At 34.6% G+C, this 13,286-nt stretch carries 5 protein-coding genes; all 5 read right to left on the bottom strand.

The window, feature by feature from the left end; all coding sequences use genetic code 11:
- Positions 1-43: 43 nt before the first annotated feature.
- The 5 genes from O6P34_RS13400 to O6P34_RS13420 all read right to left on the bottom strand — a co-directional run bounded on the left by O6P34_RS13400 (position 44) and on the right by O6P34_RS13420 (position 12,979).
- On the bottom strand, positions 44-2,524 hold the full coding sequence (locus tag O6P34_RS13400) for a glutaminase family protein (protein ID WP_269685017.1): 2,481 nt from the start codon (positions 2,522-2,524) through the stop codon (positions 44-46).
- Between the two features lie 310 nt (positions 2,525-2,834).
- Positions 2,835-4,802 (bottom strand): glycoside hydrolase family 97 protein, encoded by a 1,968-nt coding sequence (locus tag O6P34_RS13405; protein WP_269685018.1) that lies wholly within the window; start codon positions 4,800-4,802, stop codon positions 2,835-2,837.
- Between the two features lie 67 nt (positions 4,803-4,869).
- Complete coding sequence (locus O6P34_RS13410; protein ID WP_269685019.1) at positions 4,870-8,118, bottom strand: TIM-barrel domain-containing protein; 3,249 nt, start codon at positions 8,116-8,118, stop codon at positions 4,870-4,872.
- Positions 8,119-8,229: 111 nt separating this feature from the next.
- Positions 8,230-10,776 (bottom strand): RICIN domain-containing protein, encoded by a 2,547-nt coding sequence (locus O6P34_RS13415; RefSeq protein ID WP_269685020.1) that lies wholly within the window; start codon positions 10,774-10,776, stop codon positions 8,230-8,232.
- Positions 10,777-10,846: 70 nt separating this feature from the next.
- Entirely contained in the window at positions 10,847-12,979 is a 2,133-nt protein-coding gene (locus tag O6P34_RS13420) for an RICIN domain-containing protein (protein WP_269685021.1), read from the bottom strand.
- Between the last annotated feature and the right edge of the window lie 307 nt (positions 12,980-13,286).

Raw genomic sequence — 13,286 nt, forward strand, 5'->3', positions numbered from 1 at the left:
GCTTTAAAACTCTTTTTACAGTATCTGATTTATTATCCTTAAATTATTTCTTGTTTTCGGTTTTCCATTTCAAAAGTTGCAAATAATAACCAGCAACTACAGACCTAGCCTTAAAACCTACCATATTCCCGTCTAAAGTCTCATGCCAATCACTTAATGGAACTCTACTATTAGTTTCATTTGCATATTTCCAAATTGGATCTACTATCGCATCAAAATCCTCCTGATTATCTGTCAAAGTAGCTGTCCACATTATCCAGTCAGATTTAGTATAATTTTCACGGCTGTCTAATGGTAAACCATATTTATTTTGTTTCGTCAAATAATAAGCAATTTCTGTTTTTCTAATAGTTGAAGGAAAAACATTAAGATCTAAAATGGTATCCCAAGCCAAGTTGTACTTTTGACTCCATGTTCCCGGTTTTTCAAAAGCTAAAGTGTAATGATCATTATCTTTTGCCAATTCCATCCACTTTAAAGCCATTTCTTTTGCTTCAGCTATATATTCTCTCTCCGTTTTTTTATCCCCTAAGATTCCAGCTAACTTTCCATAGGCTGCCAATGCTTCAATAGCTTTTGCAGAAAGATTTGCATTTCTAGCCAAATGTCCAGCAAAGTCGTCTGTAGATAATTGGTTTTCAGGATCAAAACCACTTTTTCTTAAGTAAGTAGCCCATTCTGTAAGTGTTGCCCAATGTTTTTTGGCATAATTAGCATTGCCTTCCTGTTGTGCAATTGCCGCTACAACAATAATTGCATTTCCTGCTTCTTCAACCGGCATATCTTCTCCATAAGTTTGTCCTGTAGCAATAGGGTATGTTCCTAAGTCATGTGCAGGAAAAGGCTTTTTCCATTTTCCAGATTCACTGTAATAAAAAATTCCATTCAACATCCCTTCCATTAATTTGGGATTGTATAATAAAAATAAAGGTGCTGATGGATATGTTAAATCGACCGTATTTACAGAGCCATTACTGTTATTTTCTTTTGATAGAAAAAGAATATCTCCGTTTGGAGCTTCAGTAATAGAGTGCGCTGCAATAGCTTCTCTGTATGCTAAAACACATAAATCAGCATATTTCTTACCACCCGCTTTTGTAGCGTCTAACTTCAGCTGAGCATCAAAATCATTGCATCTTTGCATTATTTTTTTGTACTCTTTATGCGCTTGATAAAACTCCCCTTCTATTGTATTCCCGTCTTTTTTCCACCATGGTTTTAGGTTCGTGCCAAAATAATTTACTGCATATAATTCATCATAACCTAACATAAATAATTGCTCTATCTCTTTGTTATCAACAGTGCCTATATCGATAATAGTATTCATCAACAAATTAGTTCCTTTTTTATTTGATGAATTTGGAACTGCTTTATTGGATAAAAAAGGCTCTAAACTTTTATTTGAAGAAGAAATATATTGTTTGGCATTTTTAGAAGATGGTATTGCTACATAAGCATATCCCCAATCGATACGTAAATCATCCCCTTTTTTTTGAAGAATCGGCTGCTCTGCAGTTCCTGCTTTAAGAATTGATAAATTATCTTGGTTGTATTTCCATGCTTCCACTTTTTGTCCTGGTGAATCAACAGCAAGAGCACTTGAAGCTCCAAAATAAAGTTGCACGTTATGCTTCTTATTATCATTAGCACTAACAACAACCGAAACATAAGTTACCGGTCTACTTAATAATTTTAAATCATCTAAAAGAAGTGGTGATGTAAATGTTACTTTAAGTTGAGTTTTACCACAATCAAACGTATATTTTGTACTTGTTGCTTCTAAAGTTACCTTTGTTTGATTTGCTTTAAGTATTTCTATATTTTTCATTGAAAGATCCTCAGTAACTAAACCAGCATCCAACCATTGTCCTCCAGCCGTGTTCTCAATATGAATAGCAAGTACATTGTTTTTACTTTTTAGCTTTTTAATAACGGCTTTTTCAATTTCAATAAATTTATATTGATGTTTCCATCCGCTTACATCATAAATTTTTTCTCCATTAAGATATACATGGATATTATCATCATGACGTAATTTTAAGAACAAACTTTTTAAGTTTTTATCTTTCAAATCAAAAGTTCTTCTGAACCAAAGATTTTTAGATTTCCAACTCGTTTTTGCCTGGGAATCATCATCTGTAAAAGGAGCTTGACCTGATTTCCAAGAAGAATCATTAAAATCACTTGTAAACCAATTGTCTGCAGGTGCTAATTCGGAGTATTTTGCAGTGTATTCTTCTTCGTCAGTAGTTGGCAATACTGTTTTGTAGTTTATAGATTGATTGCCTAAAAACCTATATATTTTTCCATCAACTTTTACTAATCCTGTTAATGAATGGTCTGTTCCTGTCCAGTGTTGAGTTGCAGTACCATTTAGTTCATTTCCTACTGACCAAATGCTTTGATAAGGGGTATGTGTAACTAAAGGGTATGCTGGCGCCCTTAATTCTTGCGCATTACTCTTATTACTTATAATCAGTACAATTGCTATTATTAATATATTAAATTTTGTAATTATCTTCATAAGTGAATTTTAGTTAAATGAATAATTGGTTTATTTTTAAAATCAAAACATTTCATACAGAAGTTTGTTTTTAAAATATGGTTAGTAATTCGTTAATAACAACAAATATAGTAAAACGATTTAGTGAGTAATAAAAAAACACATACTCCATTTTATTATATGGCCATAATGTTTTAATTTAAAACCAATAAAAAAAATTAATAAAAACCTAAATTTTAGAATTAAAGAGTTTATTGAAAATTTCATCCGTGAGGTAAAATTTAAAATCCCATCTTGTAACAAGATGGGATTTTATTTAACAATAAACTTATTATCTAATTTGCTTTTCGTCTAAAACTGCAGCCCATCCGCCATTTCTCACCATCTTTATTTTTACAGTACTATTATTGTCTACTGTTAATGTTTTTTTTCTGTAATCCATCGCTTGATATCCTGCATTAATTCCGTCTTCAAATGATGTCAAATTGTATTTTTTATCTTTTAAAAAGTCTAATTTAATTTCAAAATTCCTTTCTTTCTCAGCGCCATTAGTTATTCCTCCTATAAACCACTTTGTTCCTTTTCTTTTGGCTACAATGGCATACTCGCCAACCTTAGCTTCTAGTACCACGGTTTCATCCCAAGTAGTTGGTACAGCAGTTATAAATTCGGTGCTTTCTTTTTCTTTATAATAATTGGTAGGACTATCCGCAAGCATTTGTATACCACTTTCAAAAACCACAAAAAGAGCAAGCTGATAGGCTCTGGTGCCAATACTTGCAGAATTAGGTCGCTCTGATATGTATACTTCCGGCTGCATACTTATCATGGCTCCAGGAGTATAATCCATAGCTCCAACAGCATTACGCATAAATGGAAAGTACACGCTATTATCAGGTCTACATCCTCCCATTTGTTCCATTCCTCGAACACCTTCATAGGAGATTAGATTAGGATATTTATATTCTAACCCAGATGGTTTAAAAGCTCCATGAAAGTCCACAAATATTTTATGTTTTGCAGCTTCTTTTACTACATTTTCATAGTAATTAACCATTACTTGATCACTACGATCCATGAAGTCAATTTTCACACCTGCAACTCCCCATTCACTAAACGTTTTAAAAAGTTCCATATTTTTATCAACGGTAAGCCAAGTAAGCCATAACACGACACCCACATTTTTTTCCTTTCCATAGCGTATTAGTTCGTGTACATTCACATTTGCATTTGGTGAATAAGGATCAGTTGTACTATTAGCCCAACCTTCATCCATAATAATGTATTTAACACCATTTTTTGAAGCAAAATCTATAAAATACTTATACGTATCTAAATTGCACCCAGCAACAAAATTAACATCTGGACCAAACGGTGAAGCTCCGTTCCACCATTCCCAACTAGCTTGCCCCGGTATTATCCAAGAAGTATCTTTTAGCTCATTTTTAGGTGCCAATTTTAAAGTCATTGTATTTTCAATAAGTTGCTTATCATTTTTGGTGATAACAAAGTAACGCCATGGGAAATTTCGTGTCCCAGTTGTTTTTGCAATATAATTAGCTTCTTTTACAATAGCGACACTTCGGTCTCCATCTGGTCCAAATTCTAAAGGAACTTTTGGAAACGTAGATACAATTCCACTACCAGTTCCTTTTACAAACATTCCTGGATAGTCAGACAAATCAGATTCACTAATTAATATCTTATAATTCTTTTTTGTGTCAATTAGAATAGGGAGTGTTGACATCTTATCTGAAGGTTTCCAATTACTCGATTGAATATGAGAATATTCTTCTTCAGATGATGTTTTAAATCCTCTAGTTTGTTGAAGGTGTAGCAGGTAATTACCTGTAAAGTTTACCGAAAAATCTTCATTTACGACTTCAATTTCACTTTTTTTATTGGTTATAAAACGATGTGCAATACCATCATTAAAAGCACGAAATTCTACTGAATAGCCTTCCTTAAAATTTAATACTAAATAATTATAACTAGCTGTAACCGATGCATATTTAAGAGGAACGACAGGATGTATCACTTCACTTTTGTTTCCTTTTTTAGTTCCGGATAAGGAAGGATTCAGTCCTAAAGTTTCGTTTTTAAGAATTAATGCAATATGGTTTTTGGATGCTAATTCTTCGTTTCCAATACTAATTGAATAATATATTTTATCTGCCAGAGCAATTGAAACTTTTATGGATCCGTTTGGTGATAGTAGTTCAAAATTCCTTTTTTGTGCTTCGCTGGTGCTCCATCCAAACAGTAAAAAAAAGCACGTTAGTAATTTAATTGTTTTCATATTTAATTGTTTTTTTTTATATAAATTTTATTCTTTGCATTCTTTTTATTTTTTATTTATAACTGAATTAAATGGAAGGAAAAAGACTTGTTTTAGTTATTTTATCCGATGAAAATTCAACTGAAAGTCCTTGTCCATAACTTTCTTGGAAATATTCTACACGAATTGGCAGAAGGCCTTTCTTTAATATCATTTCAGATTTTTTTTCGTTAAAACCATGTAATCCATCATTGTCAATAACCAATTGGTTGTTTATATACAGTTTACTACCGTCATCAGAAGCGATATAAAAAGTGTATTTCCCATCAGCTGGAATATTTATATATCCATTGTAGACTAAGCCATAATTATTGCTGTCATGGTTAATTTTACTCAAATCAAAATCAGGAACATAGCCTGAATCAACAGGTGTAAGTTTGTTGAAATCTGGGATTTTATCCCAAGTTCCTTTGTATAAACTATAATTTAATCCTGTTTTCTTGTTATAAAATATTTTTGAAATAACAGAACTGCAGGCGCCATTTTCTGCAGGACATGCAATAGCGTTTACACGTACCGGAACTGCAACTTCGAATGTTTTTGTGTAAAGTTGTGAATGACGGGTTGGCACGGAACCATCCGTTGTATAATATATTTTATCAGTTCCTTTTGTAACAAACTCTACCTTAGCTTTCGTTTCAAATTGAGACTCGCTTGAAGTATTTTTAAATTCGGGTCTTTCGGCAACACTTCCGTATTTTTTTAGCAATTCATAGTAAGGAGTATACTCTTTGTTTGTTACACTAACAGATTGAATAATCGAGAGCGCATTGTTCCAACGGTCGGCAAAACCATCAATAAGTGGTTTAATGTCCGTAAGATTATATTCTAAATTTTGACCAAATTGAGAAAGCGATACTATTCCGGAAGCATCCTGTAATCCGTCATTCCAATTATTTAACAAACGAAATGCTTCGAAATTTTTCATGTACTTAAGTTGTCCTTTTTTACCTGAAAGTAATTGTTGATCATAATCAGGGAATTGTACCTGAACCGAAACGGTTTCATTGGTCGGAAATTCCGGTAAATAAATACGTGTTTCAAAATCGTTTCCAGCATATAACCAGCTCCCCACTTTAGCCGCAGCACTGTATGGAATATTTTGACCATTTACTGATACAGTCGTTGGAGGAAAAGAGCCCGGGAAACGAAGTTCATAACCTCTAGAAGACAACATACCCGGGAATGATCCCTCAACTGGTGCTATACTAATAGTCATTGTGTTCCCTGAAAGTTCTGAAGATATTGGAGTATATGTAAAAGTTCCTTTCTTGAAATTGTTATTATTTCCTTCATCTTCATAAAGTTTCAAAGCTCCTTTTTTGCCAGGATAAAAAGAAAGAATTAAAGGATTGAGTGGTTTTTCATCTGTTCTTTCCGCTTTTGACTGCATTGGAATAATGGCTCCTTCTTTTACAAAAACAGGAATATCACCTAAAGTAAAAGGCATCGTAACTTTTTTGTTCCCCTTTATTATACTTCCTGTACTACATTCGTACCATTTACCTTCAGGCAACCATGTTTCGTGTGACAAAAAAACATTCCCCTTGTCGATAGGTTTAGTAATGGGATGCACAATCATATCCCGACCAAACATATATTGGTTGGGTATACCATATGCGTTTTCTTCCTTTGGATAATCATAATACATTGGATGAACTGTAGAAACACCTGTTTCATAGGTATTACGTGCTTCATTATATAAATATGGAACCAAAGAATATCTCAGCAAATAAGCATCTCGCATAATAAGGAAATTTTCGAGTGGATATGCCCATATACGTCGTTCATGATGTGATGCAGAAGTTGCGTGTGTTCTAAATATTGGACTAAAAACACCCCATTGAATCCATCTAGTATACAGTTCAGGAGAACCTGCATCACCCTGATGCCCACCAATATCATGACTCCAATAACCAAATCCTACATTGGCCGCGGTAGCGGTGAAATAAGGCTGATAATTTAAGGATTCCCAACTTACATGAGTATCCCCGGAAAACCCGATTTGATACCTATGATTTCCTAATCCTCCCCAACGGTGAAATATAAGTGGACGCACTTTGTTTTGGCGTTCCATGTCACTATAATGTACATAATTTAAGTAAAAAGTAGGATTAACGCCTGGAATATTAGTACTTCCCCATTGTTGCCAATCCAGCCACCAAAAATCGACACCTGCTTTTTCAATTGGGTGTAATACGAGATTCATGTAATTGGTTGCAAATTTTTTATCTGTAATATCAAAAGGCACATATTTTTTTGAAGCAGGATCTATTCCCATTGCCTTTGCCATTTCCGGATATGCTTCTTCGTAGGGTTGTATTCCTGAAGCAGGATGCAGATTCAAACAAGTTTTAAGATGTTGCTCATCTGTCCATTTTAAAAACTTTTCTGGAGAAGGAAAGAAATTTTTATTCCATGTAAAACCAGTCCATCCGGCATCTTCTCCAGCTTGATCTCTTTGTCGTTGCCCATTTTTGAAAAATTCAGGCAATGATTTCACATGCCAATCCATATCAATTACAAATACATCAAGAGGAACATCATGTGTCTTGAACTCACCAACAAGTTCACGAAATTCTGTATCAGTGTATTCTCTGTATCGCGACCACCACGCCCCGAAAGCAAATCGTGGAGGCATAGCAATTTTACCTGCAATATTAGTATAGTCTTTTAGAGCCATTTTATAATCAGAATCATATGCAAAAAGATACATATCCTGAGGTTTATCACCAGGTCGTGCCATTACCCAAGACCATTCGGACTTATCAAAAAGTGGGCGCTCACTGTCGTCTATCAAATACCATCCATCGCGTGAAATTATACCTTGTTCCAATTCCTTTGCCGGACCATCAACTCCATCCAAAGTTCGGGTTGTACCCAAAAGGTTTCCTTTGTTTGACATCCCCGGTTTCCAGGTAGTTATCTTACCATTAACTGTAAAATCTATGCTCAAATTATTCTCGGTAAACTTGCCTGTACCGGATTTATATTTAAGTTTTACCACATCTGTAGTTATTTGGAGTACACCATTAGTCTCCTTTTTAGTAAACAATGGTACTGGAAGATTTCGATTAACGAAAGTTAACGAAGCATTGTCTATAAACTTTCCATCTGCACTCCATTCCATTCGTATTACACGTGGAGAAAGTACCGTGAATCTGGCATTTCCAGACACTACAATTGCCAATGGGTTTGCTTCAGGTTTTAATTCCTGAGCGAATAACGTTGCCGAAGCAATACAAAAAATTGCAACTAAAATTTGTTTTGTTTTCATATTCTATTTTAAAATCAATTTTAAATAAATACTTTAAATAAACTCATCAAAAGCTTTGATTATTTATAATTTGAAAAATTTTATTTGAAGTATATACTTTTTATTTTGGGTTTATTTTTTAATAAATTTCTTAATATATTTAGCACCATTAATTTGAATTTGCAGCAAATACATCCCTTGTTTCAAATTCCCTACATACAAATCGTTGTAATACTTTTTTGGATTAACCAATAGTCTGCCTTGAATATCATATATTTTTATATCTGCTGATGATAAATCAACATCGGATATAATATGCAATAGCTGATCAACAGGATTTATCATAATGATATTAGGACTTATCTGTGGATTCTGAATACCTAAAGTACTTTCATAAAATTGTGACATCGGTATTACTTCTCTGCCTTGCAAAAAATTTGACCATTCCAGTTTGCAACTAGCAGCACTGCTGTTTTCAAAATATTCTAATTTGATATCATATTTCTGTCCGGCCACAAGAGAAATTTTTCCTCTGTATTCTCCTGTATCATCAATCCATCCATCAACAATCAGTTTGTCATTAACCCATAACCTTCTTCCATTATTACTAGTCACATAAAAAGTATATTCACCACTATATTTTGGTTGTATTTGACCTCTCCAACGCACTGTGAATTGATCTGAATTTACACTAGAGTTTGGAGCAGTAAATGCCCAGTCAAAATTAATAGTAGCATCTACTCTGTTGAATACCGATGTTTCAAAATTCATTCCGTTGAAATAGTTTCCTGACAGACCAGTTCCACTCCCAATTATTGGATTCACATCCGGCATTAAATCAAGCTTCCAGCGTTGGGCATCATTTCCATTGTCTGTCCATTGTTGAATATTTGTCCCCGGTTCCGAAAGATTATTGCTTACATCAAGACATTTATTAGTCCCCTTATGGGTTAACTTATAATAACCGTCAGGCATCAAATCCAGTTTCCAGCGTTGGGCATCATTATCAGTATCATTCCATTGATGAACATTGGCACCATCATTAGCGCTGTTATTATCAACATCCAAAACTTGATTGGTTCCCTTATGCTTCAGCTGATAAAATCCATCACTTTCTAAAGTAATATACCAGCGTTGTGCATCAACATTTCCGCTATCAGTCCATTGATGAACATTGGCTCCCGGTGAAGTACTGTCTCTGTCTACACTTATAACCTGATTCGTTCCTTTGTGGGTTAATTTGTATAGTCCTCCCGAAACAATTGGAGCTTGAATTAATTCCAATTTCCAACGCTGTCCATCGTTACCGTTGTCTGTATATTGTATTATATTGGTAAGAGGAGCATTACTGTTTTGATCTGCTGCTAAACATTGGTCGGTTCCTTTATGTGTTATCTTAAAATAACCATCTGTCATCGCTTCTAATTTCCAATGTTGACCATCATTACCCGTATCAGCTCCTTGTTGAACATTGGCTTCAGGCTGACTACTGCCATTATTAACTTCTAAACATTGATTGGTACCTTTATTAGTCAATTTATAAAAACCGTCTGATTCAAGAGTAACAACCCAACGCTGAGAATCGCTGCCGTTATCTGTATTTTGATGCACATTAGCACCTAGCTCACTGCTATTATCTTCTACTTCTAAACACTGATTGGTGTCTTTGTGTGTCAATTTATAAGTTCCGCCTGAAACAATTGGAGCTACCGGTAAGGATGTACATGAATTGTCGGGTGTTCTTGGTTTTACCCCATAATTAGTCATATTTATAGGTTCGATTAAACCAGCCGCATTAAAATACATATGATCAATGGCAATTTTTCTATCTCCGCTTGAAGCATTTTCATAACGATGATATACAATATAATACTCATCACAATCTCCCATCTTTATAACGGAATGATGTCCTGGTCCTTTATCCTCACTATTCGAGCTAAGAATAACACCTTGATAGGTCCAGGGTCCTATAGGAGAATTAGAAGTAGAATACCGAACATTATAAGAATCATTTCCCCAATATCCATTAGAATACATCATATAGTAAATCCCATTTCTCTTTACCATAAAAGGTCCTTCGGTATAATTTGGAGGAGTTATATCAGTAGGTTCAGAAACTGAAACCATATCGGCACCTAATGTACGTACCGACAATTTGCTTTGGCCTGACCCCCCATAATAAATATAATTTTTACCGTCATCATCCGTAAATACCATGGCATCAATAATATCAGTCATTTTGGGGTCTGTTGCGATAAGCGGCGTATCATTTGTATCTTTAAAAGGGCCAATGGGTGTATTACCTATTGCCACGCCTATTTTAGCTTCAGCTGTGTAATAGAAATAATATTTGCTATTGCGAAAAACAACTGCCGGTGCCCAACCATTATTTTGTGCCCAAGGACTATCTGGATAAAGATCCATAATAACACCTTCGTCTTTCCAATTGGTTAAGTCAATTGAAGAATACGCATGAAACTGTGTACCGTAAGTGGCTGTAGTATAGATGTAATACTTATTTTCAAAATAATGAATTTCGGGATCTGCCCCTGAAAATAAAGGATTTCCACTCAACTGTGCCTGCATGGGAGCAGCCAAGCTTATAAACATTAAAAATACCGTAAGACGAAATCTCAATTTATCAATGAGATTATTCCTATTTATTTTAATTCGTATCATAATTTATTTTTTTGTAAGATATTTTTATGAATTAATTCTTCGTTTTGAAAAACAAGAATAGTGTTTGCTATTATTTTTTAATAAATCGTTTTGTAATTTTAGTACCATCTTTCTCAAAAACAGCAAAATAATTTCCCGTTGTTAAACCCGAAACATCTAAACTATTATCCTTAATTTTTTGCTCTAAAACCAAACTTCCGATTGGAGAAAAAACCTGAACCTGAATTCCCTTCATTTCAGTAGTAAAGAAAAGTGTATTTTGCACCGGATTTGGATATACATTTATATCCATTCCCTCAATTTCGTTATCTGCTTTTAATAAGGAATTAGCAAATTTGGCAGTACTTGTGGTAGGTTTTATTAAATCCAGTTTCCAGCGTTGGGCATCGTTACCATTATCTGTATATTGGTGTACATTTGTTCCCGGTTCAGCCAGATTATTTACAACATCCAGACATAAATTGGTGTTTTTATGGGTGAGTTTAAAATAGCCATCACTCATCAGTTCTATTTTCCAACGCTGTGCATTAGTGCCTAGGTCTGTCCATTGCTGCACATTGGCTCCAGCCTGACTGCTATTGTTATCGACATCCAAAACTTGATTGGTCCCTCTGTGGGTTAATTTATAAAAACCATCTGATTCCTTAGTAATAACCCAGCGTTGAGCATCAGTTTCATTAGGATTATGTTGCTGCACATTTGCACCTTGCTGAGTACCTCCTCCACTCACATCTAGTCTTTGGTTAGTCCCTTTATGAGTCAGTCTGTAAACACCTCCGGAAACAATTGGAACTTCAATCAAATCCAGTTTCCATCGCTGCGCATCATTATTAGCATTAAGATTATCTGCCCATTGCTGCACATTGGCTCCCGATTGATTGCTATTATTATCAACATCCAAACATTGATTGGTCCCTTTATGAGTCAATTTACAATAGCCATCAGACATCATCTCAATTTTCCAACGTTGTGCATCAGTAGCAAGATCTGTCCATTGTTGCACATTGGCACCAGCTTGACTACTATTGTTATTAACGTCCAAAACTTGGGCTGTTCCTTTATGAGTTAGTTTATAAAATCCATCAGCCTCAAGTGTAACAATCCAGCGTTGTGCATCGTTACCATTGTCCGTACTTTGCTGGACATTTGTTCCCGACTGGCTTCCGTTATTATAAACATCCAGACATTGATTGGTCCCTTTATGCGTTAACTTATAAATACCTCCTGAAACTATACTTTGGGTAGGACAAGATTGATCTGGTACTCTGGGCGTAACACCATAATTAGTCATATTAACAGGTTCAATCAAATCAGAGGAATTGAAATACATTCTATCTATAGCAATTTTCCTGTCGCCTGACGTACCATTTTCATACCTATGGTAAACTATGTAATATTCATCACAGTTCCCTATTTTTAATACTCCATGATGTCCAGGACCTTTATCTTCTATGTTAGAACTTAATATTTTACCTCTATATGTCCAAGGTCCCATAGGAGAATTAGAAGTAGAATATTGTACATTGTAAGTATCATTAAACCATGATCCGTTAGAATACATCATGTAATAAATCCCTTTGCGCTTTACCATATAAGGCGCTTCAGTATAATTTTGAGGTGTTATATCCGTGGGACCGGTAGCCAAGGAAATCATATTGGAGTTTAATTTACGCACCACCATTCTGCTTTTGCCTGATCCCCCATAATAAATATAGGCTTGTCCATCATCGTCGATAAAAACATTAGCATCAATAATATCATCAGTGTAAGGATCTGTTCCGATAAGCGGTGCTCCTATATCCGTAAAAGGACCAATTGGCGTATTACCCACGGCCACTCCTATTTTAGTTTCGGCAGTGTAATAGAAATAATATTTATTATTACGAAAAACAACTGCTGGTGCCCAGCCATTATTTTGTGACCACGGACTATCCGGATAAAGATCGAAAATAAGACCTTCGTCATACCAATTGGTTAAATCATTTGAGGAATAAGCATGAAACTGGGTGCCGTAAATAGCTGTAGTATAGATATAATATTTATTATTAAAGTAATGAATCTCAGGATCAGCCCCAGTAAACAAAGGATTTCCACTCAACTGTGCCTGCATGGGAGCTGCCAAACCTATAAACATTAAAAATACTGCAAAATGCAATCTCAATTTATCAATGAGACTATACCTATTTATTTTAATTTGTATCATAATTTATTTTTTTATAAGATATTTTTATGAATTAATTCTTAATTAAAAAAAGGAAAATTGTGTTTGATTTATTTTTTAATAAACCGTTTTGTAATTTTAGTACCATCTTTCTCAAAAACAGCAAAATAATTTCCCGGTTAAATCTGCAAGGGTCCTCAGTAATTCTTGCGGACTATTTCTTTCGATAACAATCACTCTGAATCCATCGGTGTGACTGATAAAGAAGGGTTCAACAAGGAAACCAACACGAGTAATTTAAATCCTTTTTTCATATTCAGATAATATTAAATTTTGGAAATATGATATC

The sequence above is a fragment of the Flavobacterium lacustre genome (genome assembly GCF_027474525.2).
Lineage (GTDB): Bacteria > Bacteroidota > Bacteroidia > Flavobacteriales > Flavobacteriaceae > Flavobacterium > Flavobacterium lacustre.

What these genes read in the sequence shown, in the direction of transcription:
- O6P34_RS13415 (WP_269685020.1), bottom strand. Translation starts at nt 10,776, where the DNA reads ATGATACGAATTAAAATAAATAGGAATAATCTCATTGATAAATTGAGA.
- O6P34_RS13410 (WP_269685019.1), bottom strand. Translation starts at nt 8,118, where the DNA reads ATGAAAACAAAACAAATTTTAGTTGCAATTTTTTGTATTGCTTCGGCA.
- O6P34_RS13405 (WP_269685018.1), bottom strand. Translation starts at nt 4,802, where the DNA reads ATGAAAACAATTAAATTACTAACGTGCTTTTTTTTACTGTTTGGATGG.
- O6P34_RS13420 (WP_269685021.1), bottom strand. Translation starts at nt 12,979, where the DNA reads ATGATACAAATTAAAATAAATAGGTATAGTCTCATTGATAAATTGAGA.
- O6P34_RS13400 (WP_269685017.1), bottom strand. Translation starts at nt 2,524, where the DNA reads ATGAAGATAATTACAAAATTTAATATATTAATAATAGCAATTGTACTG.